Raw genomic sequence first — 25,472 nt, 5'->3', positions numbered from 1 at the left:
TCCTGCGGGCAGCCGCTGCTGCGGGATGGTGCCGCGCCCGCCGTCTTTTGCTTGCATCCAGCCGCAAGCATGGCCCGGCGCCGCCGCCGCTTCATTGTCCTGCGTCAACGCGCCTGTCCGGACGCGGCCGGCGCGTTGTGGCGCCCGTCGGAGAGCCCGCCGGCGAGCCCGTCGGCGAGCCCGTCGGGGCCGGCGATCAGCGCCGTGGCCGCGCGGGCGGCAAGGATGCGGGCCGTGGTCGCCTCGCGGACCCATTCTGCCTTGCGGTCGATCCCGGCCTCTCCCTCGGCCGCGAGCGCCGCCGCCGCGGCCCCGGCGACCGCCGCCGCCGCGGCGATGTCGTCCAGCGGCGGCAGCAGGCTCTGCTCGCCCAGTCCCAGCGCCCTGGCCCGGCCGACGAGCGCCCGGGCCGCCGCCAGCGCCGCCCGGTCGCTGATCCGGCGGGCGCGGATGTCGAGCACGCCGCGGAACAGGCCGGGAAAGACCAGCGCGTTGTTGACCTGGTTGGCGAAGTCGCTGCGCCCGGTGGCGACGATGCGCGCCCCGGCCTGCCGCGCTGCCTCGGGCCAGATCTCGGGCGTCGGGTTGGCGCAGGCGAAGACGATCGCGTCGCGGGTCATGCCGGCGATGGCCTCGGGCGGGATCAGCCCCGGGCCGGGGGCCGAGAAGGCGATGCAGACATCCGCACCGGCCAGCGCCTCGACGATGCCGCCCCGGTGCCTGTCGGGGTTGGTCTCGCGGCAGATCGTCCATTTCTCGCGCAGCCGCTCCCGATCCGCCGAGATGTCGACCCGGTCCTGGTGCAGCAGCCCGGCGCTGTCGCAGACCCGCATCTTCGCCGGGTCGGCCCCGGCCGCCTTGAGCAGCCGGTAGACCGAGACATTCGCCGCGCCGGCGCCGATCAGCGTGATGCGGCTCTCGGCCATGGCCTTGCCGACGATCTCCAGCGCGCCGAGCAGCCCGGCCAGGGCCGCCGCCGCGGTCCCCTGCTGGTCGTCGTGCCAGACCGGGATCGGCAGCGCCGCCTGCAGCCTCTCGAGCACGCGGAAGCATTTCGGTGTGGCGATGTCCTCGAGGTTGACGCCGCCGAAACTGGGGCCAATCGCCTGCACGAAATCGACGATCTCGTCGATGCCGTGCCGGTCGATGCAGAGCGCCGTCGCGTCGACCCCGCCGAGATACTTGAACAGCAGCGCCTTGCCCTCCATCACCGGCAGCGCCGCCTCGGGCCCGATATCGCCCAGCCCCAGCACCCGGCTGCCGTCCGAGACGATCGCGACCCGGTCGCCGCGATCGGTCAGGGCGAAGGACTGCGCCGGGTCCTCGGCCACCGCCCGGGCCGCCGCGGCGACGCCCGGCGTGTACCAGAGGGCGAAATCCTCGATGCCGCGCACCGGGCATTTCGGCAGCGTCTGCATCTTGCCGTGCCAGCGGCGATGCGCGTCGAGCGCCTGGGCCGCGATCTCGCTGCTGCGGGTTTCGGACTGGCTCATGCTCGGGCTCCTTCCGGTCTTCCTGTCCTGTCGCGCCGGCGCGGTGGTTTTGCGGCCGCAGACCGCTCGCGGCTTCGCACCGCTTGGCCGTGCCGCTGTCGGCCGCGAAGCGGAAGGCCGTGCAGGGAGGCCGGGCAAGGGAGGCCGGGCGTCATCGGGGCCGGGCCTGTCGTCCAACCGGTCGGTCAAACGACCGTGACATCGACCGCGAAGGGGCCCTTCTCGCCCTCCATCTCGCGAAAGCGCAGCCGGTCGCCGAGGGCGAGCGTCTCCCAGGCGCCCTCTCCGAGCGCGTCCTTCTGGAAATAGACCTCGCGCCCGTCATCCGCGCGCAGGAAGCCCCAGCCAAGTTCGGGTTCGAACTCGACGATCTCGCCATGCAGCAGCGGCGGGTGGTGCTTGACCTCCTTGCCGTCGAGGCGGCGGTGATATTCCTTCAGCCGCTGTTCCAGCGCGGCAAAGGCGGCGTTGACGGCCAGCAGGGCGTCGTCGCCGGCCTGCCCCTGGTGGATCGAGCGGGCGATGTCGATGTCGGGGCCCGGCACCTCGAGATGGATGCGGACGTCGATCTCGCGGCCCGACACCTTGCGGCGCTGCGGCGCGCAAACGACCACCCGGCAGCCGATGAGATTGGGGAAAAACCGCTCGAGTGCGGCGATCCGCTCGTGGATGCGGGCCTCGACCGCGGGGGCCGGATCGAGGTTCTTCCAGCTTATGACCGGCGATCTCTGCATGTCTGGTCTCCTTCGCGTCTCTGCCCCGACCGCGCCCCAAAGGATGGCTTGCCATCTTGTTCACCGAGGCCCCCCAGCGGGCATTGACGGCAGTCAATGCCGGCGCCAATCGGCCCCCGATATCGAACGCGGGGGCGGGGGCGCGCGTTCAGGCCCGGCGCAGCAACGGTTCGAGCGCCGGCCAGTCGCGCGTGTTCAGCACATCCCCCGCCTCCAGCCAGCCGCGCCGGGCCTGGTCGATGCCGAAGCGCATCACCTCGAGGCCGGCCACGCTATGCGCATCGGTCGAGATGGCGATCTTCACGCCGGCGTCGCGGGCGATCCGGCACTGCCGGTCATCGAGATCGAGCCGCAGCGGATTGGCGTTGAGTTCGAGCGCACAGCCGCGTTCCGCCGCCCCCCGCGCCAGCCTCTCGAAATCCACCGCATAGGCGCGCCGCTCGTTGATCAGCCGCCCCGTCGGGTGGGCGAGGATCGAGACGTGGCGATTGTCCATCGCCTTCAGCAGGCGCCCGGTCTGGGCCGCCTCGCTCAGATTGAAACCAGAATGGACCGCGGCGACGACGAGGTCGAGTTCGGCCAGCACCGCATCGGGGAAATCGAGCCGGCCGTCCTCGAGGATGTCCACCTCGCTCGATTTCAGCAGCCGGAAGCCCTTGAACCCGGCATTGAGCCGGTCGATCTCGTCCCGCTGGACGGCGAGGCGGCGGGCGTCGAGGCCATGGGCGACGCGGGCGCTGGGCGAATGGTCGGTGATCGCGAGGTAGCCGTAGCCGCGCGCCTGCGCCGCCGCCGCCATGTCGGCGAGCGTGTCGTGCCCGTCCGAGGCCTCGGTATGGGCGTGCAGGTCGCCGCGGATGTCGCCCGGGGCGATCAGATCGGGCAGCCGGCCGGCCTCGGCCGCCGCGATCTCGCCGCGATCCTCGCGCAGCTCGGGCAGGATATAGGGCAGCCCGATCGCCGCGTAGACGTCAGCTTCGGTCTTGCCGGCGACCGAGCTCTTGCCCGAGAACAGCCCGTATTCATTCAGCTTCAGCCCGCGCGCGATGGCGCGCTTGCGGCAGGCGATGTTATGGGCCTTGCTGCCGGTGAAATAGAACAGCGCGGCGCCCCAGCTTTCGGGCGCGACGACGCGCAGATCGACCTGCAGGCCGGCGCGCAGGATCACCGTCACCCGCGTCGCCCCCTGCGAGACGACGCGGGCGACCTCGTCGTAGCGGACGAAGCCGGCGGTCACCGGAGCGCCCTCGGCCGCGGCGGCGACGATGTCGAGATCGCCGACCGTCTCGCGCCGGCGCCGGAAGCTGCCGGCGATCTCGGCGGCGGTGACGCCGGGCAGGGCGCGGACGAAGGCCAGCAGCGGGGCGGCGAAATCCTCGGCCGTGTCGATCCTCAGCCGGTGTTCGGCCAGGTCGGCATGGGCCAGCTCGGCCCGGATTTTCGTCTCGCTCTTGTCGCCGAAACCGGGCAGGGCGGCGATCCGTCCGGCCTCGGCGGCGCGGCGCAGATCGTCGCGCGAGCGGATGTCGAGCGCCTCGTAGAGGGCGCGCGTCCGCTTCGGCCCGATGCCCGGAATCGCCGTCACCTCGACCAGCCCCTCGGGCAGCTCGCCGCGCAGCTGCTCAAGCAGCCTGATCCGGCCCGACCGGACGAATTCGGCGATCTTGGCGGCGAGGTCGTCGCCGATGGTCGGCAGCTTGCTGAGATCGGCGCCCCGGGCGACCAGATCGGCCATGCTGCGGGTCTCGGATCGCAGCGTCATCGCCGCGTTGCGATAGGCGCGCACCCGGAAGCGGTTCGCCCCCTCGATCTCAAGAAGGTCGGCGATACGGTCGAAGGCCTCGGCGATCTCGCTGTTGTGAACCGGCATGGCCTGCCTTTCCGCTGCCTGCGCTCGTCAAGGCAAGACCGGGCGGGAGGCGTTGGCAATGACGGGCATCAAGCGCCGGAGCGGCGATCCTCCCGGCCGGCTTGATACACGTCAATGCAATTCGCCGGACCGGCCGTTGTCATGGACCGGGCAGGAGCCAGCGGGCGACAGGCCGCATGCGCCGCCGGAGGCGGGGCTGCCGGTGAAGAAGGATGGGGCGCGCCATCGCCCGGGCAGGGGCCCTGCGCGTCGACCGAGTGGAGATTTCATGACTGCGCGCGTGCAGACCGTCGATGGCGTCGACCCGCCGGAGCCCGGCGATCCCGTTCGGGCCCGGGTGAGCCGCATTTCGGGACAGATGCTCGAGCTGCGCTTCGAGGGCGGCTCTCCCGGCACGGGCGACCTCGCCATCGGCGTCGACGATCCCGGGCTGCGGGTCGAACTGGCCTCGTTTCCCGCCGCCGGGGTGGCGCGCGGCCTGGTGCTGTCGGCCTCGCAGCCGGTGGCGCTGGGGGCGGAACTCTCCTTGACCGGCGCCGGGCTGCAGATCCCGGTCGGACGGACGGCGCTGGGGCGGATGCTGAACCTGTTCGGCGAACCGGTCGATGGAGGCCCGCCGCTGAGCGAGGCGCCGCGGCGGCCGATCCGCAACGCGCCGCCGGCGCTGAAGGAGCGGCGGACGCGGTCGGAGATCTTCGAGACCGGGATCAAGGCCATCGACCTGCTCTGCCCGGTCGAGCGCGGCGGCAAGGCCGGGTTGTTCGGCGGCGCCGGGGTCGGCAAGACGGTGCTGATCGCGGAAATGATCTACAACATGGCCGGCTCCTACCAGGGCGTCAGCCTGTTCTGCGGCATCGGTGAACGCTCGCGCGAGGCCGAGGAATTCCACCGCGAAATGGCCGAGGCCGGGGTGCTGGACAGCACCGTGATGGTGTTCGGCCAGATGAACGAACGCCCGGCGGTGCGCTTTCGCGTCGGCCACGCGGCGATGTCGATCGCCGAGCATTTCCGCGACGAGCTCAATACCGACGTGCTGGTGCTGATCGACAACATCTACCGTTTCGTCCAGGCCGGGGCCGAGGTCTCGGGGCTGCTGGGCCAGATCCCCTCGCGCGTTGGCTACCAGCCCTCGCTCGCCACCGAGATCGCCGAGCTGGAGGAACGCATCTGCTCCACCGCCTCCGGGGCGCTGACCTCGATTCAGGCGGTCTATGTCCCGGCCGACGATTTCACCGACCCGGCCGCGGCCCATGTCTTCGGCCATCTCTCGGCCACGATCGTGCTGTCGCGCAAGCGCGCGGCGCAAGGGCTCTATCCCGCGGTCGACCCGCTCGAATCCGGGTCCAAGATGCTGACCCCGTCGGTCGCCGCGCCGCGTCACGTCCGGGTCGCGCGGGCGGTGCGGCGGACGCTGGCGGACTACGAAAGCCTCAAGGACGTGATCGCGATGCTCGGGCTGGAGCAGCTCTCGGTCGAGGATCAGCGCACGGTGGCGATCGCCCGCCGGCTGGAACGGTTCCTGACCCAGCCGTTCCGGGCCACCGAGCGTTTCACCGCTGCCAGCGGCCGCCGGGTGACACTGGAAGAAACGCTGGAGGGCTGCGAGCAGATCCTCGCCGGGGCCTTCAACGACCGGCCCGAGCGCCATCTCTACATGATCGGCCCGATCGAGGAAGTGGGGGAGGGCGGGAAATGACGTCTCAACCCGTCCTGCGCCTCGAGGTCTTCACTCCCGGCGCCCGGATCGTCGAGGCCGAGGCGCGCAAGGTCGTGGCCGAGGGCGCGCAGGGAGTCTTTGCGCTGCTGCCGCGCCATATCGACATGGTGACGGCGCTGCGGCCCGGGCTTCTGTCCTACCTGGCGGAGGACGGAACCGAGCACTTCCTCGGCATCGACGAGGGCATCCTGGTCAAATGCGGCGACGCGGTCCAGGTTTCGGTGCTGGGCGCGGTCGCAAGCGACGACCTCGAGACGCTGCGGGCCGAGGTGACGCGGCGCTTCCTGTCGCTCGACGACAGCGAGCGGGCGGCGCGCACGGCGCTGGCCCGGCTCGAGGCCGGGGCGATCCGCGGCGTGATGGAGATCGAGCTGTGACCGAACCGGAGCAAGGGCCCGACAAGCTCGAACACACCATCGCCCGCAAGGCCGAGCACCGGGTCCGGGCACGGCGCGAGGGCCGGCACACGGTCTGGTTCGGCGTCGGCATGTTCGGGCTGGTGGGCTGGGCGGTCGCGGTGCCCACCCTGCTGGGCGTTGCCGTCGGCCGCTGGCTCGACGCGCGCTTTGCCGACGGCCCGTCCTGGACGATGATGGGGCTGCTGGCCGGGGTCGCGCTGGGCTCGGCCAATGCCTGGTGGTGGGTGCGCCGCACCGGCGCGTGGCGCGGCGACGGGCGCGAAGGAAACGACAAGGAGGATCGGCGGTGAGCGGAGAAATGGTGGCGAACCTTGCCCTTGGCGGCATCGTCGGCGCGGCCCTGGGGGCGGTGCACATGCTCTGGCTGTGGCGCGCCGCGGCGCGTTTCGGCGCCGGTGGCGGCGCAGCCGGGTTGCTGGGCGGGGCGCTGCTGCGGCTGGCGCTGGTGCTGGCGGGAACCTTCGTCCTGATGCGGCTGGCCGGCCAGCCGGGCGCCGCCCTGGCCGGGGCGCTGACCGGCTTCACCGCGATCCGGCTGCTGGCGGTTCGGCGGGCGCGCAAGGGCTAGGGCGATGCAACTTTCCCCGGACAGCGAGATCGTCTTCACCCTGCCGCTGGGCGGGCTGGGCGGCTGGCCCGTCTCGGCCACCATCGTCAACACCTGGATCGTGATGGCGGTGCTGGTCGCGGTCGGCCGGCTGGCCACCCTGGGCATCGGCCCGGCGCCGCCGGTCTCGCGCTGGCGCATCGCGGTCGAGCTGCTGATCGCGATGATCCGCGACCAGATCCGCCAGATCGGCGGCGGCGATCCCGGCCGCTACCTGCCCTTCGTCGGGACCCTGTTCCTCTACGTGCTGCTGTCGAACGTGCTCGGCGTGATCCCGGGTTTCATGTCGCCCACCGGTTCGCTGTCGACGACGGTGGCGCTGGCGCTCTGCGTCCTGGTCGCGGTGCCGATCTACGGCATCGCCGATAACGGGCTGCTGGGCTACCTGAAGCGCTATTTCCGGCCGTCGCCGCTGATGGCGCCCTTCAACGTGATCGGAGAGCTGTCGCGGACCATCGCCCTGGCCGTGCGCCTCTACGGCAACGTGATGAGCGGCACCGTCGTCGTCGCGGTGCTGCTGGCGGTGGTGCCGTTCTTCTTTCCGGTGCTGCTGCAGCTGCTGGGCCTGCTGACCGGGGTGATCCAGGCCTATATCTTCGCCGTGCTGGCGATGGTCTACATCGCCTCGGCCAGTGGCGCCGAACCGGGCGCGGCCGAGAACCAGCCGCCGCCCACAAACCCGCCGCCCTCAACCCAGACCGGCGCGTCGGATGCGCCTGCAAGCGAAAGGACCCGCTGAATGGATGCCCTGACCCTGATTGCCACCGTCTCGATCGTCACCGCCGGGCTGACCATCGCCATCGGCTCGATCGGCCCGGCGCTGGGCGAGGCGCGCACCGCCGCCCAGGCGCTGAGCGCCATCGCCCAGCAGCCCGACGAGGCGAACACCATCACCCGCACCCTGTTCGTCAGCCTGGCGATGATCGAATCGACCGCGATCTACTGCTTCGTGATCGCCATGATCCTGCTCTTCGCCAACCCGTTCTGGAACTGGGCGATCGCCGCCGCGGCCCAGGGCGCGGGAGGCTGAGACGTGCAGGTCGACTGGCTCACGGTCACCGCCCAGATCGCCAATTTCCTGGTGCTGATCTGGCTGCTGCGCTGGGCCCTGTACCGGCCGCTGGCACGGGCGCTGCGGGCGCGCGAGGTGGCGGTGGCGCAGCGGCTGGAGGCGGCGGAAGCGGCCCGGGCCGAGGCCGAGGCCGCCGCCGAGACCCATCGCGCCGCGACAAGGGCGTTGGAGCAGGAGCGGGAGGATCGGCTGGAACGCGCCGAGCAGGAGGCCGAGGCGACAAAGGCCGCATTGCTCGACGCCGCCAAGCAGGAGATCTCCGCGCGCCGCGCCGCCTGGCAGGAGCAGCTCGCCGACGAGAAGGCCGCCTTCCTCGACCGGCTGCGCCGCCGCGCCGCCGCCAGTTTCGTCGCCACCCTGCGCCACATCCTGGACGAGATGGCGGATCAGGAACTGGTCGAGGGCATGGCCCGGACCTTCGCCCGTCGCCTCGCCGCGCTGGAGCCGGCGCAGCAGGCGCGGCTGCGGGCGGCCGCCGACGATGGCGACCGGCCGACCATCCTCGCCTCGCTGCCGCTGTCGGAGCGGGCGCGGGAACTGGTCGGCGAGGCGGTGGTCGGGCTGCTCGACCGCCCGGCCGAGCCCGGTTTCGAGGCCGATCCGGGGCTGGGTTGCGGCCTCGTCCTGCGGCTCGGCTCGCAGCATGTCGGCTGGACCATCGCCGAGCATCTCGACGGCTTCGAAAAGGAGGTGGCGCAGATGCTCGAGGCCGGGGAGGCAGAGCCATGACGCTGCCCGACCTTGCCGACAGCCTGTTCGACCGGCTCGACCGGCTGGCGGCCCGTCCGGCGGCCCTGTCCAGCCACGAGCGCGGCGTGGTCCGGCGCGTGCTGCACGGCGTCGTCGAGGTCGAGGGCTTCAACGAGGCGCTGTCGGACGAGGTGATCGCCTTCGAGGGCGGCGCCAGCGGCCTGGCGATGGACCTGGCGCCGGGCCGCGCCGGCGTCGTCCTGCTGCACGATCCGCAGGGGCTGCGGCCCGGCCAGCATGCGCGCCGGACCGGATACGTCGCCTCGGTGCCGGTGTCGGACGCGCTGCTGGGCCGGGTCGTCGACCCGTTCGGCCGGCCGCTGGATGACGGCCCGCCGCTGGCGACCGAGCGCCGGGCGCCGATCGAGGTCGCCGCCCCCGCGATCCTCGAACGCGCGCCGGTCGCGCGGCCGCTGCAGACCGGGCTCAAGGTGGTGGATGCGCTGGTGCCGATCGGGCGCGGCCAGCGCGAGCTGATCGTCGGCGACCGCCAGACCGGCAAGACGGCGATCGCGGTCGACACCATCCTCAACCAGATCGGCGACGATGTCGTCTCGGTCTATTGCGCCATCGGCCAGCGCGGCGATGCCACCGCGCGGGTGGTGGCGCGGCTGCGGGCGGAGGGCGCGATGCGCAACTGCGTCGTCGTCGTCGCCGGCGGCGAGGACCTGGCCGGGCTGCAATACACCGCCCCCTATGCCGCGACCAGCATCGCCGAGCATTTCATGCGCGCCGGGCGCGACGTGCTGATCGTCTACGACGACCTGACCCGCCACGCCCGCGCCTATCGCGAACTCTCGCTGCTGCTGCGCCGGCCGCCGGGGCGCGAGGCCTATCCGGGCGACATCTTCTACCTGCATTCGCGGCTGCTGGAGCGGGCGACGCAGCTGCGGCCCGAGGCCGGCGGCGGTTCGCTGACCGCGCTGCCGATCATCGAGACCCAGGCCCAGAACCTGTCGGCCTATATCCCGACCAACCTGATCTCGATCACCGACGGCCAGATCTACCTCTCGCCGGTGCTGTTCCGGCGCGGGCAACTGCCGGCGGTCGATGTCGGGCGCTCGGTGTCGCGCGTCGGCGGCAAGGCGCAGCTGCCGGGGTTCCGTGCCGTCGCCGGGCCGCTCAAGCTCGCCTATGCCCAGTTCGAGGAGCTCGAGGCCTTCGCCCGCTTCGGCGCCAAGCTGGACGAGGACACGCGCGACCAGCTCGACCGCGGCCGCGCGGTGCGCGAGGCGCTGAAGCAGGACGAGGGCGCGCCGATCGCCGTCGCCCGGCAGATCGCGCTGTTGCTGGCGGTGTCGGAAGGGCTGCTCGACGGCCTGGCGGCCGAATATACCGACGCCGTCGCCGATGCGGTGATGACCGCCGCGGCAAGCTGTCCCGAGGCCGCCGAGATCGCCGCCGGGGCGCCGCTCGAGGGCGCCCGCCGCGCGGCGATCCTGGCGGCGGCGCGGACGGCGCTGGAGGAGGTGCAGCATGGCCTCGCTTGAGGACCTGGCCCGCCGGATCGAGGTTGCCGAGGACCTGCAATCGGTGGTGCGCACGATGAAGACGATCTCGACGGTGAGCATCCGGCGCCACGAGGTGGCGGAGCAGGAGATGCGGCGCTATCTCGCGGTTGTCGAAAGGGGGCTGCAGGTCGCCCTGCGGCACGTGCCGCGAAGCGCGGCCGGGGCCGGGGCGCCGGCGGCGGGGCCGGTGGAGGGGAAGACGGGCGTGGTCGTCATCGGCTCGGAAATCGGCCTCTGCGGCGGTTTCAACGAGCGCGTGGTGAGCTTCGCGCTCGACCGGCTGAAAGCCGCCGGCGTCGGCGTCGGGGAGCGCCTGGTCCTCGTGGTCGGCAGCCGGGCGGAGCTCGGCTGGCGGGCGGAAGCCGGCCCGCCCCGCCACGGCGAGGAGGCGCCGACGACGATCGAAGCCCTGCCGGCGGTGGTTCATAACGTGCTGATGCGGCTCGATGACTGGCGCGAGGCCGAGGCGGCGTCGCGCCTGGTGCTGTTTCACCAGCGCATCGCCCCGGCGGGCGGCTGCGCCCCTGTCGAAGTGCCGCTGTTCCCGATCGATCCCGGATGGTTGGCGGAACTGCGCGGCCGGCCGTGGCCGTCGCGGCGGCTCCCGGCCTGTTTCGGCCCGCCGGCGGCGGTGACCCGCGACCTGGTCCGGCAGCTTCTCTACGCGCGGGTCTTCACCGCGGTGCTGCAGTCGCGCGCCGCCGAACATGCCGAGCGCGCGGCCGCGATGCAGGCCGCGGATCGCAGCATCGGCGAAAAGCTCGACGACCTGCGTGCGACGCACCAGCGGTTGCGGCAGGAGACGATCACCTCCGAGCTTCTCGACATCATCGCCGGTTACGAGGCTTCCGCGACCGAGGCCGAAGGGCCGCGGGGCTGACGCGGCCCCCCGGAACAGCGGGCAGGGGATCATCGGCCGCAAGCTGCTTTGGGAGGCGAGCCCGATCCCGGGCCGAGGAGCGACGATCCGGGCCCGGTGCTCGTGCCCGGCCCTGATACGGCTGTGGCCGTCAAGGTCGGCGCAGCTTGGCCTTGCTCCGGTCCCTTCCGCCACGAAGGCCAGCTCCGCGCCTGAAGCGGAGCCTGGCTTTGGGCCGATCCGCTAGGGCGCGTCGGGGCGATCGACCCGGCCGGGATCGATCTGGCCGGCGGCGTTGAAGAAGAGCTCGATCAACTCGTTGCGCTCGTCCTTCAGGGCGAACACGACCTCGTCCACCGTGGTCCGCATCTCGCGGATGAGCAGCCGGCGCACGGTGTCGGTGCGATAGGTGCCGAAGCGCCACATGAAGCCGACCCCGATCCCCAGCGCCACCGCCTCGTAGACGGCGTCGCGGGTGTCGGCGATCAGCTGCGGCTCGGGCGCGAGGCCGGCGGCGCGGAAGGCGCGGTCGACGACCTTCTGCGTCGAGGAGCCCTGCGAGCGGAAGATCAGCGGCAGTTGCGCCAGCTCGGCAAGGCCGACCTCGTCGCGCAATCCGGTCGGGCTATCGGCGGCGACGATACCGACGACCTCCTGCGACAGCACGCCCGCGGTGCGGAACCGGCCGTCCTTGGGCAGGTCGGGCAGGACCGCGACGTCGACCTCGCGCCGCAGGAGCGCGGCGAGAATGTCCTGGTGCGATCCGCTGTCCACGCGGACGGTCAAGCTCGGGTGCTGGCGCAGGAGCTGGTGGACGATGGCGATGCCGGGCATCGAATTGCCCAACCCGACCCGGAGCCTCCGTTTGCCGGTCGGGCCGCGCCGTTCGAGCACGCGCAGCGCGTCGCGCTCGGCCTCGCGCATGCGGGTGCCGATATCGCACAGCTCCATGCAGAGGGGCGTTGCGCTTAATGTCCCGGCCGACTTGTCGAACAAGCGCACGCCGAAGGCGGTCTCGAGGTCGCGAATCTGCTGGGCGACGGCCGAGTGAGACACGCCGAGGCGGCGGGCGGCGGCCGAGAAGGAGCCCGCTTCGGCGACCGCAGTCACCGACCGCAGGCGCGGGAGCGACAGGGCGCCCGCCAGGGATCCAACCGGAGCTTTCATAAGCCGACTGCTTAGCTTGCAGATGTAACGTCTTCGTCACGGAATCTCTTCAAACCGTGAACTGTTCCGGGGCGTCGCCCCATCACCGCAGCACAGAACGCGCAGCGCGCAACGGGGCCGAGGCCCCGAACAGAAGGGATTTGCCCATGACCCAGCCGATCGGACTGCCCGAGTTCCTGTCAGGGCCGCTGCCCGCGCGCGCCGCCGTCCTGGCCGATCTCGACGGCTGCCTGATCGCCGGAGACCGGGTGCTGCCGGGGGTGCCCGAGTTGCTCGATCGCTGCGGCGACCGGCTCTGGGTGGTGTCGAACAATTCCACCGACACCGCCGAGCACCTGTCGGCGCGGCTCGGCCGGATGGGGCTCGGGCTGCCGGCCGAGCGGCTGGTGCTGGCGGGCGAGGAGACCCTGCGCGACCTGCAGCGCCGCCGTCCCGGCGCCCGCGTCGCGCTCTACGCCGCGCCGCCGCTGGTGGCGCTGGCCCGCGCGCTGGGGCTGGCGCCCGACCGCGAGCAGCCCGAACTGGCGGTGCTGGCGCGCGACACCGGCTTCGGCTTCGCCGATCTCGCCGAGCTTACCGCGATGGCCGCGCGCGGCCTGCCGGTGCTGCTGACCAATCCCGACACCTTCCATCCCGGCCCCGACGGCGCGCCGCGGCCCGAGACCGGCGCGCTGTGGGCGGCGGTGCGCGCGGCGGTGCCGGACGCGACCGCCTCGAGCCTGGCCAAGCCGGCGCCCGATCTCGTCGTCGCCGCACTCGCCCGCGCCGGGGTGGCGCCGGGCGAGGCGGTGTTCCTTGGCGATACGCCCGAGACCGACGGCCGCGCCGCCGCCACCGCCGGGGTCGAGTTCGTCCTGCTCGCACGCCCGCTCGCACGGCCGGACGGGACGATCCGGACACAGGAGATCGTGACATGCTGAGCTACACGCTGCGCATCCTCGCCCGGATGGCGCTCACCTTCTTCGTCATCGTCACCCTGGTGTTCTTCGCCACCCGGCTGTCGGGCAATGCCATCGACTTCCTCGCCGGCGAGGGGATGACCCAGCAGGACCGCGAGATCCTGATCCATTACTACGAACTCGACCGCTCGCTCTGGGATCAATACCTCGCCTTCCTGCGGGCCTTCCTCGACGGCAATTTCGGACTGTCCTTCATCGTACGCCGGCCGGTGATCGAGATCGTGGCCGAGCGCCTGTGGCCCTCGGCGCAGCTGCTGCTGTCGGCGATCGGGCTGACGCTGCTGGTGTCGCTGCCGCTCGGCGTCATCGCCGCGATCTGGCGCAGGCACTGGCTCGGCAGCGCGGCGATGGTCGTGGCCTTCCTCGGCTACGCGGTGCCGAACTTCATCCTCGCCGTGCTGATGGTGCTGGTCTTCGCCTACTGGCTCAACTGGCTGCCGGTGGTGGGCAATGGCACGGCGCTGCATTTCATCATGCCGACGCTGGCGATGTCGGGGGTGCTGATCGCGGCGCTGACGCGCTTCACCCGCAACGCCATGCTCGACGTGCTGGGGCAGGATTTCATGCGCACCGCCCGCGCCAAGGGCCTGCCCGAGCCTGTGGTGATCCTGCGCCACGGCCTGCGCAACGCTTCGATCACGCTGCTGTCGGTGATCGGCCTGCAGGTTGCGGGGCTGGCCGCCTCGGGCTCGGTGGTGGTCGAATCGATCTTCGCCTGGCCGGGGATCGGCGAGCTGCTGGTCTCGTCCGCGATCCGGCGCGACTACCCGGTGCTTCAGTTCGGCGTCGTCACCGTCGCCGTCGCCGTCATCCTCGTCAACGCCGCCATCGACCTCGCCTATGCCTGGGCCGATCCGCGGCTGCGCCACCAGCTGAAGGGGTAAGCCGATGACCATGGCCCTCTCCGCCGACCGCCGCTCGGCCCTGCGCCGCCTGTGGACCGGCACCAACGCGATCCAGAAGCTCGCCTTCGTCATCGGCCTTCTGCTGCTGCTGATGGCGGCCTTCGGCCCGCTGCTGGCGGCGCATGATCCCAACGCGCAGAGCCTGCTTTCGCGGCTGCGTCCGCCGCTCGGCTTCGCGCGCGCCGAGCTTGCCTATCCGCTGGGCACCGACGAGCTGGGCCGCGACGTGCTGGCACGCTGCCTGAACGGGCTGCGCCTGACGCTGACCCTCGCGAGCCTCGGCGCGCTGCTGGGGCTGGTGATCGGCGGGTTGCTGGGGCTGCTGGCCGGGGTCGCGGGCGGGCGCACCGATGCCGCGGTCATGGCCGCCGTCGACACCCAGATCGCGGTGCCCTTCACACTGATCGCGCTGTTCACCCTCGCCATCTTCGGCAGTTCTCTGGAGGTGATGGTGATCGTCCTCGGCCTTGCCGGCTGGGAGCAATACGCCCGCATCGTGCGCGGCGACGTCCGCCGGCTGATGCACCTGCCCTTCATCGAGGCCGCGCGTGCGGCCGGGGCCGGCCCCGGCCGTATCGCCTTCACCCATCTGCTGCCCAACATCGTCTCGCCGCTGGTGGTCCAGTTCACCCTCTCGCTGTCGAACATCGTCCTGCTGGAAAGCACCCTGTCCTTCCTCGGGATCGGGGTCCAGCCGCCCACCGCGACCTTGGGGTCGATGGTGGGGATCGGCCGCGACTTCATGCCGACCGCACCCTGGATCGTCATCGCCCCCGCCCTGCTGATCGTGCTGATCACCTTCGCCGTCCAGGTCATCGGCGACTGGCTGCGCGACAGCGTCGACGTGCGCCTGCGTGCACGCTGAGCCCCGAAACAACAACAGAAGGCCGAAGCGCCCGTCCCCAACCCCGCAACGGAGATACACATGCTGAAACTGCTGCTATCCACCGCTCTCGCCGCCGGGCTCGCCACGGCCGGCCTCTCGGCCGCCCAGGCCCGCGAGCTGACCGTCGGCGCCGCCAACGTGTCGAAATACCTCGACCCGGGCCGCGACCACTCGAATGTCGGCTCGCAATTCTACTACAACGCCTTCGACACCTTGATCGCCAAGGACCCCGACACGATCGGCGCCGAGTTCAAGCCGGCGCTGGCGACCTCGTGGGAACTGATCTCGCCCAAGGTCATGGAGCTCAAGCTGCGCCAGGGCGTCACCTTCCACAACGGCGAGGCGATGACCGCCGACGACGTGGTCTTCTCGCTCAACCGCATGTACCAGGCCACCTTCGCGCCCTACCAGGTCCGCGCCCGCGACCGGCTGGGCAACTTCGTCAAGGCCGAGAAGATCGACGATTACACCGTCCGCGTCACCGTCGAGCGCGAAGAGCCGCTGTGGAACACGCTGCTCAGCCTGCAGCAGGTCATGATCATCCCCGAGGAGTATACCAAGGCGCTGACCGGCGATCCGAAGGTGGCCGAGGACAGCGATTACGAGGCGTTCTCGCTCGCGCCGGTCGGCACCGGCCCCTATGCGATCAGCCAGTTCGTCCCCGGCGAGCGCGTCGTCTACACCCGCTACGACAAGTTCTGGGGCGACAAGGCGCCGCTCGAGAAGGCGACCGTGATCCGCGTGCCGGAAACCGCCTCGCGCGTGACCGCGCTGAAGACCGGCGAGGTCGACCTGATCACCAATATCGCGCCCGACCAGCTGGCGATGATCGACGCCGATGCCAACCTCAAGGCCGTCGGCAGCGCCACGCCGCTGTTCCACGTCATGATCATGAACATGAACCACCCCAAGCTGAAGGACCCGCGCATCCGCCAGGCCCTCAGCCTCGCCATCGACCGCGACACGCTGAACGAGGCGCTGTGGCAGGGCAAGGCGGTGGTGCCGTCGACCCACACGATGAAGGAGTTCGGCGATCTCTACATGCCCGAGCTGAAGACCTTCGAATACAACCCGGAAAAGGCGCGCAAGCTGCTGAAGGAAGCCGGCTATGACGGCTTCGAGATCACCTACGACACCGATCCGGTCTACTACACCAACGGTCTGCTGGCCGCGCAGGCGATCGTCGAGATGTGGGCCAAGGTCGGCGTCAAGGGCAAGGTCAACGTCACCGACAAGTGGACCGGCGGCAGCAAGGAGCTGATGGTGCGCAACTGGTCGAACCCGATGTATTTCGCCGACCCCTTCGGCTGCTTCGGCGTGATGTGGGCGCCGGGCGGCCCGTCGCAGTCGGAAGGCCGGTTCAACACCGACGAGGCCTATGCCAAGACCTGGGAGAAGTTCCGCTTCTCGAAGGACGTCGAGGACCGTCGTGCCGCCTATGCCGAGCTGATGGAGCGCATCAAGCAGGACCCGCCGGTGCTGCCGCTCTACCGCCCCTATGAAAGCTGGGCGATGCGCAAGGACGTGAACTGGGCGCCGAAGCCGGGCCACATTCCCTACGTGCTCGACTTCCGCGCCGGGGCCATCTCCTTCGCCTCGAACTAAGCTTCCAGGCCCGCCGCCGCAAAGCCGGCGGCGGGCTCCCCCCCCCTCTCAGTCCTGAAAGTCCTGCCATGTCCGCCCGTATCGCCCCCCGCATCGCGATTGTCACCGACATCCACCACGGCAAGCCCTCGACCGCCAAGCGCGGCGATGCGGCGCTGCCCCTGATGGAAGACTTCGCCCGCTACGTTCGCGACGGCGACGCCGACCTCGTGCTCGACCTCGGCGACCGGATCTCGGACGAGAACCGCGACACCGACCTGCGGCTCGAGGCCGAGGTCGCCGAGGCCTTCCGCGCCGTCGACGCGCCGATCCTGCATCTCAACGGCAACCACGACCGCGACCATCTCGAGGTCGCCGACAACGAGGCCATCCTCGGCCAGAGCCTCGGCCATGCCATCCACGATATCGGCGACTGGCGCATCGTGCTGTGGCGCGCCGACAGCCGCATCCGCCGCGCGCCGGACTACCAGGGTTTCGTCCTGCCCGAGGCCGACGTCATCTGGCTGTCGCGCACGATGCAGGCCAGCGACCGGCCGACCCTCGTCGTCAGCCACGTCCCGATCTCGGGCCATTCCCAGATCGGCAACTACTATTTCGAGAACAACCCGCGCCATTCCACCTACCCGATGGCCGACCGCGCCCGCGCCGCGCTGGCCCGGGCCCGCGTCCCGGTGGTCTGCCTCGCCGGCCATGTCCACTGGAACACCGTCACCACGGTCGACGGCATCACCCACCTGACCCAGCAGTCGCTGACCGAGAGCTTCACCACCGAGGGCGCACCGGCCGGCGCGATGGGGATGATCGAACTGGGCGACAGCCTGCGCTGGGAGGTGATCGGCGAGGATCCCTTCGCCTTCGCCACCACCCCGCGCCACCGCCGCTGGACGCCGCCGATGCCGGTCTTTTCCGACCATCCCGAAGCGCGCGCCCGCGCCGCCGAGAGTTGAGCCATGACCGCCGCGCCGCTTCTCTCCGTCCGCGACCTGAGCCTCGCCTTCGGCTCGCACACCGCGATGACCGGCCTCAGCTTCGACATCGCCCGCGGCGAGACCGTGGCGCTGGTCGGTGAATCCGGTTCGGGCAAGTCGGCCACCGCGCTGGCGATCATGCGCCTGATCGAGCGCGAGGGCGGGCGGCTGACCGGAGGCACCGTCACCCTGCACGGCCGGCCGACCGTCGATCTCTCGGCCCTGGCCGAGGGCCAGATGCAGCAGATCCGCGGCAACCGGATCTCGATGATCTTCCAGGAGCCGATGACCGCGCTCAACCCGGTGATGCCGCTGGGCGAACAGGTCGCCGAAGTCCTGCGGCTGCATCAGGGGCTCGACCGCAAGGCGGCGCTGGCGGCGGCGCGCGCGGCCTTCGAACGCGTCAGCATTCCCGAACCCGAGCGGCGGCTGGTGCAATATCCGCATGAGCTCTCGGGCGGGCTGCGACAGCGGGTGATGATCGCCATGGCGCTGGCCTGTCAGCCCGACCTCCTGATCGCCGACGAGCCGACGACGGCGCTCGACGTCACCACGCAGGCGGAAATCCTTGCTCTTATCAAGGGGTTGCAGGAAGAAAGCGGCATGGCGGTGCTGTTTATCACCCATGATATGGGCGTCGTGGCCGAGATCGCCGATCGCGTCGTCGTGCTGTGTCGCGGCGAACAGGTCGAGACCGGCCCGGTGGCGCAGATCTTCGCGGCGCCGCGGGCGGAGTATACCCGGAACCTGATGGCGGCGACGCCGAAGCTGGGGGCCGGCGCGCCGAAACGGCCAGCCAGCGCTGCCAAGCCCCTGCTCGAGGTCGAGCGGCTGAGCGTCCGTTTCCCGGTGCGCCCGGGGCTGTTGGCGCGGCCGGCGCTCGACTACCACGCGGTCAACGAGGTCTCGCTGACCTTGGGTCGGGGCGAGACGCTCGGGCTGGTCGGCGAATCCGGGTGCGGCAAGTCCACCCTGGCGCGGACGCTGCTCGGGCTGGAACAGGCCGTCGACGGCCGCGTCCGGCTGGAGGGGCAGGAGGTGACCGGCCTGACGGCGCAGGAGCTGCGCCCGTTGCGCGGCCGGATGCAGATGGTGTTCCAGGATCCCTATGCCAGCCTCAACCCGCGCCTGCCGGTCCATGACCTGATCACCGAACCCGCCCATATCCGCAGCCCGATGACCCGCCGCGAGCGGCGGGCGATGGCGGGCGAACTGCTCGAACGGGTCGGGCTGGAAGCGGCCGCGATGAACCGTTACCCGCACCAGTTCTCGGGCGGCCAGCGCCAACGGCTCTGCATCTGTCGCGCGCTCTCGGTCAAGCCGGCGCTGATCGTGGCGGACGAGGCGGTTTCGGCGCTCGACGTCACGGTCGCGCGCCAGATCACCGACCTGATCGCCCGGCTGCAGCGCGAGGAAGGCGTCTCGTTCCTGTTCATCTCGCACGACATCGCGGTGGTCGAGCGGGTCAGCCACCGGATCGCGGTGATGTGGGCCGGGCAGGTGGTCGAGACCGGGCCGACCGAAACCGTGCTGCGCAGGCCGCTGCATCCCTATACCCGCCGCCTGCTGTCGGCGGTGCTGCACCCGGAGCCGCGCTGCGGTTCGGTCCCGCGCGACCGCGCCGCCAGGCAGGAGATGCCGAAGCTGCTGTTGCCGCGTGGAGCGCATCCCGAGCGCATCGCGCTGCGGCAGGTCGAAGAGGGGCATTTCGTTGCGGTCCGCGACACTGCCGAGCTGTTGGCCCTTCAGATGGCGCAGATCGCCCCGGCAGGCGGCCCCGCCAGAGCGGCGGGGGCCGAGGCGGGCAGCGTGGTCGTCTAGCGTCTCGGGATGACGTGGCGCCGCCTTCGCTGCCGGTCGCGGGGCAGCTCTGCGTTCCGCCCATCCTGCCGAACGCCCTGGCGCCGGAACGGGTGGCGACCGTCGACGGAGGTTGAGGGCAGCGAACCGCTGTCGGGGAACTGGGGAAGCTCTCGGGGCGATGAAGCTGCGGTGCAGGGCGCCGGAGGGGGAGGGCGCCGGAGGGGGAGGGCGAACGCGTCGCGACGCAGGAGGACCGGGAGGCGGCTGCTCCGGTCGCGGCTTTCGGTTTCGCCGCTGATGGTCCGCGCGTCGTTCGCGTCGGGCGGCTGGTCCGTCAAGGCAACCTGCGCGCACCGGCGTCGAGAACGGGCCCGACCGGAAGCCCGGCTTCGTCTCCGGCCCTGCGACGCGGCTTGCAGCAAGGCGGCCTTGGCGCGCGGGGCGGCCGGCGGGAAACAGCCGCCTCGAGGAGGCGGAAGGCCGGCATTGCGTGAACCTTCCATGACAGGTCGTCGAGGCCGCTTGCAGGCATTGTGCGGGCGCCGTATGGCCTGAGCGGAGACTTCGGGGGACACGATGTCGGTCACCATTCAAGCGGCGAAGAAGAGCTTTGGCGGAGCGCCCGCGATCGACGGCGTGGATGCCGAGATCGGACCGGGCGAGTTCTTCGTCGTCCTCGGCCCCTCGGGCTGCGGCAAGTCCACGCTGCTGCGCCTGATCGCCGGGCTCGAGACGCTCGACGAGGGCCATATCGCCCTGGGGGACAGGCCTGTGTCCGGCCCCGGCCTCCATGTCGCGCCCGAGGACCGCAAGGTGGGCGTCGTTTTCCAGTCCTATGCCCTCTGGCCGCACATGTCCGTCCTCGACAACGTGGCCTTCCCGGCCGAGGCGCAGGGGGCGTCTCGCCGCGCAGCGCGCGAGGCAGCGCGGCGCCAGCTTGAAACCGTGGACCTCGCGGCCCATGCCGACCGCCACCCGGCGGCACTGTCGGGCGGGCAGCGTCAGCGGGTGGCGCTGGCGCGCTGCCTCGCCGGGGGGGCCGAGACCGTGCTGATGGACGAGCCGCTTGCCAACCTCGATCCCCATCTGCGCAACCGGATGGAGGAGGAACTGGCGGATTTCCACGCCCGCTCGGGCGTGACCACCATCTACATCACCCATGACCAGCGCGAGGCGATGGCGCTTGCGACCCGCGTTGCCGTGATGGGGCAAGGGCGCTTCCTTCAGGTCGCCTCCCCTCAGGAACTGCACGACCGCCCGATCAGCGAGGAGGTCGCCCGTTTCATCGGTCGGGCCGCGGTGCTCGACGCCCTGGCCGAGGGCGACAGCGTCCGCATCGGTCCCTTCACCGTTCCTGCGCTCCCGAACCCGGGAGACGCCTCCCCGGCCGCCCCGGGACCCGGCCGCGTGGTGGTCCGTCCCGGCGACGTGCGCCTGGGGGGCGGCATGCCCGCCCGCCTTTCATCGGCCTTCTACCGCGGGGGCCAGTGGGAGGGCCTGGCCGAGGTCGCGGGCCTGACGGAGCCGCTGCCGGTCACCTCGGATCGCCCGATCCGGGCCGGCGAGGCCCTGGAGGTCGCCCTGCGCGGCGCCTGGCTCCTCCCCTGACGGCCCTCGCGGTCGCGCGCGCTCACACCCGCCAGGGCACGACCCCCGGCGGCAGCCTGCGTCCCGCGATGTCGAGTAGCGCCATCAGCACCACCGTCGCCAGCACCGTGACCGAGGCCATGGCCGAGGCCAGGACGGTGTAGCCGCCATCCTCGTAGTTGAAGATCGTCGTCCCGATCGTCTCGGTGCCCGTCGACCACAGGAGCGACGAGACCGTCACCTCGTTGTAGGCCGTCAGGAACACGAGGATCGCCCCCGAGGCGGCGGCGGGGGCGACCAGTGGCCCGAAGACCCGGCGCAGGCGCAGCCCGAAGCCGGCGCCCGAGACCCGGGCGGCATCGTCGAGCGCGGGATCGATCTGGGCATAGGCCGCCGCCACCGGTTTCAGCGCGATCGAGAAGAAGGCGCAGAGATAGGCGAGGAAGATGATCCCCAGCGTGTTGTAGAGCGACAGATGCACCAGCGGCAGCGGCCGCAGGAACGCCAGGATGAAGGCGATCGAGATGACGAGGCCGGGGATCGCGTAGGTGATCTCGCCCAGCCCCGCCAGGCCGCTTGCCGCCACGCGCAGCGGGCGGCGGCCCCTGAGCGTCAGGTAGTAGGACAGCAGCGCCGCCAGCGCCGCGAGCGTGAGCGCGGCTCCCCCGGCGGTGAGGGTGGAATTGGCGAAGGCGCGCAGCGTCGCCTGCTGGCGCAGCAGAACCTCGGCGAAATTCGCCCAGGTCAGCGTCGCCGGCGTCAGCGGGACACCGTAGGTCGGCACCAGCGCGGTCGCCACCAGCGCGGTCAGCGGCAGGGCGACGGTTGCCAGGATCCAGAGGCTCAGCCCGCCGGTCACCCAGCGCCGCGCCCGGCCGAGGGCGATCCGGAGAGGCGGCTGGGGCGGGCCGACGAGCTGGCTGCGCAGCCGGCGCTGCAAGGCCATCTGGAGCGCGATCACGGCGACGGCTATGACAGCGAGCAGCGTCGAAAGGACCGCCACGTCGCCCAGCACCGACGGCCCGAAGCTCGCCAGCCGGCGCCAGATCAGCACCGGCAGGGTGACATAGCGTGCGGGGATGCCAAGCAGCGCGGGGATGCCGAAGTTTCCCAGCGCCGAGACGAAGGCCAGCACGAAGGCGGCGATCAGCGTCGGCGCCAGAAGCGGCAGCAGCACCCGGCGCAGCAGGCGCCATGGCCGGGCGCCGGCGATACGGGCGGCCTCGGACATTTCACGCGGTAGGCTGCGCAGCGCCGCCAGGACCACGAGGAACACCAGCGGTGCCTGCTGCAGCGACAGCAGCGCGACCACGCCGGCGCGGGAATAGAACGGGTTCTGGCTGCCCGGCGGCGGCGCGAGATGGAGCCATTGCAGCACCGGGCTCGACGGTCCCAGGGCCTGGACCCAGGCGATCGCCGTGACATGCGGCGGGATCATCATCGGCAGCAGCAGGAAGAAGACGAAGGGCCCCTTGGCACGCAGATCCGTGAGTCCGATCGCCAGCGCCATCGTCGTGCCCAGCACCAGCGCGATCGCCGCAGACGAGGCCGAGGAATCGAGGCTGTGGCCCAGCGCGCGCAGGACCGAGGCGCTTTGCAGCGCCTCGAGAAGCGGCCCCGCCGAGGGCGCGCCGTCCCGCACCAGTGCCATCTTCAGAAGCAGCGCCAGCGGATAGGCGAAAAGCGCGGCGGCGATGAGAAGAAGCGCGGCGAGGGTCAGCCCCTCGCCGCGCCGGATCGTGCGGGCCATGCGATGTCAGCCGCCGAAGATGTCGAGGAACTTCTCCTTGTTCTGCTTGTCCTCGGTCAGCGCCTTGGCCGGGTCGAAGGGCAGAAGCTTGATCTCCGCGCGCGGCGGGAAGCCCGGCGGCGGGGTCACCTCGGCGTCCGCCGGAAGATAGCCCATGTCGGAGGCGAGCTGCTGGCCCTTCTTCGACAGCAGGAAGGAGACGAAGGCCTTGGCCGCGGGCACGTTCTTGGCCGTCTTGAGGATCGCGACCGGCTCGGTCACCGCCGAGACGCCCTCTTTCGGGAAGACGAACTTCACCGGCGCGCCCTTCTGTTCGGCGCGGATCGGCAGGAAGTCGACGACGAAGCCGTACAGCTTGTCGCCGCCCGCCACCGCCTTGTAGGTGCCGCCGTTGCCGCCCTGCGGGTTGGCGCCCTGTTCGGCGAGCTTCCTGTAGAAGGCCCAGCCGAGATCGGGATCGGCGGTGATCGCGTCCATCGTGATCGTCGCGGCGCCCGAAGTCATCGGCGAGGGCATCGCGATGCTGTTCCTTGCTTCCGGCTTCAGGAGGTCCTTGTAGGAGGTGGGCACCATCTTGGCCGAGGTATTGTAGACGATCCCGGTGGTGATCAGCTTGGTCGAGAAGTAGGTCTTGTCCGGATCGTAGAGCCCGGCGTCGAGTTTCGAGACGTCGACCTCGGGGTCGGCCATCAGGCGGCCGTCCTTCTTGAGGCCCGCCATCGTCACCATGTCGGCGATCAGCAGCACGTCGGGCTGGGGCTGACCGGCCGCGAATTCGGCGCGCAGCTTGGCCATGATCTTGGTGGTGCCGTCGCGCACCCACTGGACCTTGACGCCCGGATAGGCCTTCTGGAAGGCGTCCACCGTCTGCTGCGCGTCGGCATTGGGTTGCGAGGTGTAGAGAACGAGGTTGCCCAAGACGTCTTGCGCCGAGGCGGTTCCGCAGCTTAGCGCGGCGGCAGCACAGGCAAGGGCGAGTAGGGCATGGCGGCGGATCATCAGCAGTCTCCTGAAGTCAGTGGTCCCGAAGGGGTGCGTGAGGCATGACCCGTCCGCTACCAGCAATTTGTGTCTGTTTGCTAACACACGGCCGATCCCGCTGGAGAAAGCGGGATCGCGCAGGAGCCGCTGGCCTCGGCCCGAGCCGGACCTTCGCGCCAGGCGCGACGAAGGTCTGGAGCCAGCCCGAAACAGACGATCGACGCCCGCCAACGCTTCTTGCCGGCCGCGTGGAACGCCTTGCGCCGGCTGTGATAATGGCTCGCCGCGATCCGCTGGCGTCGACAGAACTCGGCGATGCTCCCCTCGCCGCGCAGCCCCTCAAGGACGACGCGGCTCGTCTTCCCCGCGGAATGGTGCATCCGCGGGCCCCGGCCGATGCCCGTCATCAACGGCACCGCCGTCGGCCTGCCGTTGCGAAACCAACCCGGATGTCCCGAGGGGGCTGACGGGGGCAGGGAGCAGGATGTGCGGCGATGCCCCGGGCGAGATCATCTTTCCCGGCCTGTTCCGGCCGGTCCGAACGCGCCTGCCGTCACCTGCCAGGCCCGCCCAGTCGAGCCCGCCCAGTCGAGCCCGCCCAGCCAGGCCCGCCCAGCCGGCGTCGCGAAGCTGGCGGCACTCCCGGTCCAGAGCTCAGGCGTCGCGCTCTTCCTCCCAGCGTTCGTCGAGGCTTCGAACGAGGGTGTAGATCTGCAGCGCGCGCCCGGTCAGGGGCCGCTCCAATTCGCCCATCACATCGGTCTCCTGGGCCAGATGGGCGGCCGCTTCCTGCAGGTCGGTTTCGGTTGCGCCGGTCGCGAGTATCTCGACGACCATGTGATCGCTGATATCCCCGAGTATGCGCCTCACTTCTTCACGGGTGATCTTCATGGCCTTTCCTCCTTGCTGGCCCGCCTTTGGGCTGCACCACGCGCGCTCCCTGCGGGCTCAGCGCAGCAACTCGATCTCGTTGAGCACGTCATCGACGCCGAACACGCACCATGCGTCGCGTTCGGCCATGTCGCGCAGGGCGGCGCTGCGGACGGCGCCGGTCAGGTGGACGGTGCGCCGCCGGACGCCGACGCGGACCTGTCCGGCGTCGAGAAACGGGTCCCGTTCCAGCACCAGGCGAACGGCCTCCTCGATCCGGATCGGTGAATCCTCCTCCTCCGGTTCCACTTCGAGCCCGTTGACGACGTCACGGACGCCGGGAACCCACCAGGCCATGACCCCGGCCAGACGCTTGGCGGTCAGGCTCGGGACCCGGCCGCCGAGGGTCACGACCGCGGCGCTGATCTCGATGTCGATCTGACTGGGGGCGGCGGCTGGATCGCCAGCGACAAGCTCCAGATCCGGGCTGGCACCGGCAGGAGCGGCAAACGACGCCTGTTGACGGATGGCATAGCCGGCGAAGGCCGGCTCGCGGGTGAAGAACTCCCGCAGATGGGCGCGGATCTCGGCATCGCCCATCGCCGTGGCAGGGGCGACATGCACCCGGTCGAGGATCGCGTTGACCGCCGGATGCGAGGCGGCGCATTCCAGCGCCCGCTTCTTGGCCGCGACGCTCGGCACTTCGCCGCCAAGGATCAGGGTGCCCGTCTCGTCCCAATCCAGGCTGTCGAAATGGAAATGCGGGCCCAGGCGCGGTTCGCTGCGGAACCTTGCCCGCAGCTCGCTCAGAATGGCTTGTTTGCGGTTCTCTTCGGCCATGACCAGCTATCCTCCTTTTTCCAACCTGCCCGACCGGCGGCCGCCGCGCATTGACGCTCCGCAATGACGGTTCCGGGAACGCAGGTCAGTCTGGGAGTGGATCGGGAGGCGGAATCGCG

General features: G+C 70.9%; 25 protein-coding genes. 16 read left to right on the top strand and 9 right to left on the bottom strand.

The features are described 5' to 3' along the window. Positions 1–104: 104 nt before the first annotated feature. The 3 genes from ACFOES_RS09155 to polX all read right to left on the bottom strand — a co-directional run bounded on the left by ACFOES_RS09155 (position 105) and on the right by polX (position 4,097). The gene (locus ACFOES_RS09155; RefSeq protein ID WP_377832930.1) at positions 105–1,493 is read right to left on the bottom strand and encodes an NAD(P)-dependent malic enzyme; all 1,389 of its coding nucleotides are present in this window, start codon (positions 1,491–1,493) and stop codon (positions 105–107) included. 185 nt (positions 1,494–1,678) lie between these two features. Further along, positions 1,679–2,227 carry an HPF/RaiA family ribosome-associated protein gene (locus ACFOES_RS09150; RefSeq protein WP_377832929.1) on the bottom strand — a complete coding sequence of 183 codons (549 nt, stop codon included), beginning with the start codon at positions 2,225–2,227 and terminating at the stop codon, positions 1,679–1,681. A gap of 148 nt (positions 2,228–2,375) precedes the next feature. Beyond that, the gene (gene polX, locus ACFOES_RS09145; protein ID WP_377832928.1) at positions 2,376–4,097 is read right to left on the bottom strand and encodes a DNA polymerase/3'-5' exonuclease PolX; all 1,722 of its coding nucleotides are present in this window, start codon (positions 4,095–4,097) and stop codon (positions 2,376–2,378) included. Between the two features lie 268 nt (positions 4,098–4,365). Here polX and atpD point away from each other — a divergent pair, with 268 nt between their 5' ends. The 9 genes from atpD to ACFOES_RS09100 are packed head-to-tail and all read left to right on the top strand — an operon-like array spanning position 4,366 to position 11,053. Continuing rightward, entirely contained in the window at positions 4,366–5,793 is a 1,428-nt protein-coding gene (gene atpD, locus ACFOES_RS09140; RefSeq protein ID WP_377832927.1) for a F0F1 ATP synthase subunit beta, read from the top strand. Next, the gene (locus ACFOES_RS09135) at positions 5,790–6,191 is read left to right on the top strand and encodes a F0F1 ATP synthase subunit epsilon (protein WP_377832926.1); all 402 of its coding nucleotides are present in this window, start codon (positions 5,790–5,792) and stop codon (positions 6,189–6,191) included. Before atpD ends, ACFOES_RS09135 begins: the two co-directional genes overlap by 4 nt. Next, positions 6,188–6,523 carry an AtpZ/AtpI family protein gene (locus ACFOES_RS09130; RefSeq protein WP_377832925.1) on the top strand — a complete coding sequence of 112 codons (336 nt, stop codon included), beginning with the start codon at positions 6,188–6,190 and terminating at the stop codon, positions 6,521–6,523. Before ACFOES_RS09135 ends, ACFOES_RS09130 begins: the two co-directional genes overlap by 4 nt. Then, positions 6,520–6,801, top strand: a complete 282-nt coding sequence (locus tag ACFOES_RS09125) for a hypothetical protein (RefSeq protein ID WP_377832924.1) — start codon at positions 6,520–6,522, stop codon at positions 6,799–6,801. The genes ACFOES_RS09130 and ACFOES_RS09125 overlap by 4 nt, the downstream gene beginning before the upstream one ends. 4 nt (positions 6,802–6,805) lie before the next feature. After that, positions 6,806–7,579, top strand: a complete 774-nt coding sequence (locus ACFOES_RS09120) for a F0F1 ATP synthase subunit A (protein WP_377832923.1) — start codon at positions 6,806–6,808, stop codon at positions 7,577–7,579. Beyond that, positions 7,580–7,870, top strand: coding sequence for a F0F1 ATP synthase subunit C (locus ACFOES_RS09115; RefSeq protein WP_377832922.1), 291 nt, complete (start codon positions 7,580–7,582; stop codon positions 7,868–7,870). Positions 7,871–7,873: 3 nt separating this feature from the next. Continuing rightward, positions 7,874–8,641: a F0F1 ATP synthase subunit B family protein gene (locus tag ACFOES_RS09110; RefSeq protein ID WP_377832921.1), complete on the top strand. Its 768-nt coding sequence runs from the start codon at positions 7,874–7,876 to the stop codon at positions 8,639–8,641. Further along, entirely contained in the window at positions 8,638–10,152 is a 1,515-nt protein-coding gene (locus tag ACFOES_RS09105; RefSeq protein ID WP_377832920.1) for a F0F1 ATP synthase subunit alpha, read from the top strand. The genes ACFOES_RS09110 and ACFOES_RS09105 overlap by 4 nt, the downstream gene beginning before the upstream one ends. Further along, the gene (locus ACFOES_RS09100; RefSeq protein ID WP_377832919.1) at positions 10,139–11,053 is read left to right on the top strand and encodes a F0F1 ATP synthase subunit gamma; all 915 of its coding nucleotides are present in this window, start codon (positions 10,139–10,141) and stop codon (positions 11,051–11,053) included. The genes ACFOES_RS09105 and ACFOES_RS09100 overlap by 14 nt, the downstream gene beginning before the upstream one ends. Before the next feature lie 222 nt (positions 11,054–11,275). On the opposite strand, the gene ACFOES_RS09095 is transcribed toward ACFOES_RS09100, so the two are convergent. Continuing rightward, positions 11,276–12,142 carry a LysR substrate-binding domain-containing protein gene (locus ACFOES_RS09095; protein WP_377832918.1) on the bottom strand — a complete coding sequence of 289 codons (867 nt, stop codon included), beginning with the start codon at positions 12,140–12,142 and terminating at the stop codon, positions 11,276–11,278. A 203-nt stretch (positions 12,143–12,345) separates the two neighbouring features. On the opposite strand from ACFOES_RS09095, the gene ACFOES_RS09090 reads away from it, so the two are divergent. The 7 genes from ACFOES_RS09090 (at position 12,346) to ACFOES_RS09060 (ending at position 20,933) form a co-directional block, all read left to right on the top strand. Then, positions 12,346–13,119 carry an HAD-IIA family hydrolase gene (locus ACFOES_RS09090; RefSeq protein ID WP_377832917.1) on the top strand — a complete coding sequence of 258 codons (774 nt, stop codon included), beginning with the start codon at positions 12,346–12,348 and terminating at the stop codon, positions 13,117–13,119. Beyond that, on the top strand, positions 13,113–14,042 hold the full coding sequence (locus ACFOES_RS09085) for an ABC transporter permease (RefSeq protein ID WP_377832916.1): 930 nt from the start codon (positions 13,113–13,115) through the stop codon (positions 14,040–14,042). Before ACFOES_RS09090 ends, ACFOES_RS09085 begins: the two co-directional genes overlap by 7 nt. A gap of 4 nt (positions 14,043–14,046) precedes the next feature. Further along, positions 14,047–14,928, top strand: a complete 882-nt coding sequence (locus ACFOES_RS09080) for an ABC transporter permease (RefSeq protein WP_377832915.1) — start codon at positions 14,047–14,049, stop codon at positions 14,926–14,928. A 60-nt stretch (positions 14,929–14,988) separates the two neighbouring features. Continuing rightward, complete coding sequence (locus ACFOES_RS09075; RefSeq protein ID WP_377832914.1) at positions 14,989–16,554, top strand: ABC transporter substrate-binding protein; 1,566 nt, start codon at positions 14,989–14,991, stop codon at positions 16,552–16,554. Positions 16,555–16,622: 68 nt separating this feature from the next. Next, positions 16,623–17,501, top strand: coding sequence for a metallophosphoesterase family protein (locus ACFOES_RS09070; protein WP_377832913.1), 879 nt, complete (start codon positions 16,623–16,625; stop codon positions 17,499–17,501). 3 nt (positions 17,502–17,504) lie between these two features. Next, positions 17,505–19,343, top strand: a complete 1,839-nt coding sequence (locus tag ACFOES_RS09065) for an ABC transporter ATP-binding protein (RefSeq protein ID WP_377832912.1) — start codon at positions 17,505–17,507, stop codon at positions 19,341–19,343. Positions 19,344–19,901: 558 nt separating this feature from the next. Further along, a complete protein-coding gene (locus tag ACFOES_RS09060; RefSeq protein ID WP_377832911.1) occupies positions 19,902–20,933 on the top strand; it encodes an ABC transporter ATP-binding protein in 1,032 nt (343 codons plus the stop codon). Positions 20,934–20,955: 22 nt separating this feature from the next. Here ACFOES_RS09060 and ACFOES_RS09055 read toward each other — a convergent pair whose 3' ends face one another. The 5 genes from ACFOES_RS09055 to ACFOES_RS09035 all read right to left on the bottom strand — a co-directional run bounded on the left by ACFOES_RS09055 (position 20,956) and on the right by ACFOES_RS09035 (position 25,353). After that, on the bottom strand, positions 20,956–22,662 hold the full coding sequence (locus ACFOES_RS09055; RefSeq protein ID WP_377832910.1) for an ABC transporter permease: 1,707 nt from the start codon (positions 22,660–22,662) through the stop codon (positions 20,956–20,958). A gap of 6 nt (positions 22,663–22,668) precedes the next feature. Then, positions 22,669–23,661 (bottom strand): ABC transporter substrate-binding protein, encoded by a 993-nt coding sequence (locus ACFOES_RS09050; protein ID WP_377832909.1) that lies wholly within the window; start codon positions 23,659–23,661, stop codon positions 22,669–22,671. Between the two features lie 80 nt (positions 23,662–23,741). Further along, positions 23,742–24,050 (bottom strand): hypothetical protein, encoded by a 309-nt coding sequence (locus tag ACFOES_RS09045; protein WP_377832908.1) that lies wholly within the window; start codon positions 24,048–24,050, stop codon positions 23,742–23,744. 247 nt (positions 24,051–24,297) lie between these two features. Then, on the bottom strand, positions 24,298–24,534 hold the full coding sequence (locus ACFOES_RS09040) for a hypothetical protein (protein ID WP_377832907.1): 237 nt from the start codon (positions 24,532–24,534) through the stop codon (positions 24,298–24,300). Positions 24,535–24,591: 57 nt separating this feature from the next. Then, complete coding sequence (locus tag ACFOES_RS09035) at positions 24,592–25,353, bottom strand: BON domain-containing protein (RefSeq protein ID WP_377832906.1); 762 nt, start codon at positions 25,351–25,353, stop codon at positions 24,592–24,594. Positions 25,354–25,472: the final 119 nt, after the last annotated feature.

Origin of the sequence: Acidimangrovimonas pyrenivorans (assembly GCF_042643245.1) — a bacterium.
Lineage (GTDB): Bacteria > Pseudomonadota > Alphaproteobacteria > Rhodobacterales > Rhodobacteraceae > Acidimangrovimonas > Acidimangrovimonas pyrenivorans.
Note: the sequence above shows the minus strand (reverse complement) of the source record. Positions and strands in the feature narration are given on the sequence as shown.

What these genes read in the sequence shown, in the direction of transcription:
- ACFOES_RS09035 (WP_377832906.1), bottom strand. Translation starts at nt 25,353, where the DNA reads ATGGCCGAAGAGAACCGCAAACAAGCCATTCTGAGCGAGCTGCGGGCA.
- ACFOES_RS09060 (WP_377832911.1), top strand. Translation starts at nt 19,902, where the DNA reads ATGTCGGTCACCATTCAAGCGGCGAAGAAGAGCTTTGGCGGAGCGCCC.
- atpD (WP_377832927.1), top strand. Translation starts at nt 4,366, where the DNA reads ATGACTGCGCGCGTGCAGACCGTCGATGGCGTCGACCCGCCGGAGCCC.
- ACFOES_RS09045 (WP_377832908.1), bottom strand. Translation starts at nt 24,050, where the DNA reads ATGACGGGCATCGGCCGGGGCCCGCGGATGCACCATTCCGCGGGGAAG.
- ACFOES_RS09080 (WP_377832915.1), top strand. Translation starts at nt 14,047, where the DNA reads ATGACCATGGCCCTCTCCGCCGACCGCCGCTCGGCCCTGCGCCGCCTG.
- ACFOES_RS09120 (WP_377832923.1), top strand. Translation starts at nt 6,806, where the DNA reads ATGCAACTTTCCCCGGACAGCGAGATCGTCTTCACCCTGCCGCTGGGC.
- ACFOES_RS09155 (WP_377832930.1), bottom strand. Translation starts at nt 1,493, where the DNA reads ATGAGCCAGTCCGAAACCCGCAGCAGCGAGATCGCGGCCCAGGCGCTC.
- ACFOES_RS09050 (WP_377832909.1), bottom strand. Translation starts at nt 23,661, where the DNA reads ATGATCCGCCGCCATGCCCTACTCGCCCTTGCCTGTGCTGCCGCCGCG.
- ACFOES_RS09135 (WP_377832926.1), top strand. Translation starts at nt 5,790, where the DNA reads ATGACGTCTCAACCCGTCCTGCGCCTCGAGGTCTTCACTCCCGGCGCC.
- ACFOES_RS09100 (WP_377832919.1), top strand. Translation starts at nt 10,139, where the DNA reads ATGGCCTCGCTTGAGGACCTGGCCCGCCGGATCGAGGTTGCCGAGGAC.
- ACFOES_RS09105 (WP_377832920.1), top strand. Translation starts at nt 8,638, where the DNA reads ATGACGCTGCCCGACCTTGCCGACAGCCTGTTCGACCGGCTCGACCGG.
- ACFOES_RS09040 (WP_377832907.1), bottom strand. Translation starts at nt 24,534, where the DNA reads ATGAAGATCACCCGTGAAGAAGTGAGGCGCATACTCGGGGATATCAGC.
- ACFOES_RS09085 (WP_377832916.1), top strand. Translation starts at nt 13,113, where the DNA reads ATGCTGAGCTACACGCTGCGCATCCTCGCCCGGATGGCGCTCACCTTC.
- ACFOES_RS09090 (WP_377832917.1), top strand. Translation starts at nt 12,346, where the DNA reads ATGACCCAGCCGATCGGACTGCCCGAGTTCCTGTCAGGGCCGCTGCCC.
- ACFOES_RS09055 (WP_377832910.1), bottom strand. Translation starts at nt 22,662, where the DNA reads ATGGCCCGCACGATCCGGCGCGGCGAGGGGCTGACCCTCGCCGCGCTT.
- ACFOES_RS09070 (WP_377832913.1), top strand. Translation starts at nt 16,623, where the DNA reads ATGTCCGCCCGTATCGCCCCCCGCATCGCGATTGTCACCGACATCCAC.
- ACFOES_RS09075 (WP_377832914.1), top strand. Translation starts at nt 14,989, where the DNA reads ATGCTGAAACTGCTGCTATCCACCGCTCTCGCCGCCGGGCTCGCCACG.
- ACFOES_RS09150 (WP_377832929.1), bottom strand. Translation starts at nt 2,227, where the DNA reads ATGCAGAGATCGCCGGTCATAAGCTGGAAGAACCTCGATCCGGCCCCC.
- polX (WP_377832928.1), bottom strand. Translation starts at nt 4,097, where the DNA reads ATGCCGGTTCACAACAGCGAGATCGCCGAGGCCTTCGACCGTATCGCC.
- ACFOES_RS09065 (WP_377832912.1), top strand. Translation starts at nt 17,505, where the DNA reads ATGACCGCCGCGCCGCTTCTCTCCGTCCGCGACCTGAGCCTCGCCTTC.
- ACFOES_RS09115 (WP_377832922.1), top strand. Translation starts at nt 7,580, where the DNA reads ATGGATGCCCTGACCCTGATTGCCACCGTCTCGATCGTCACCGCCGGG.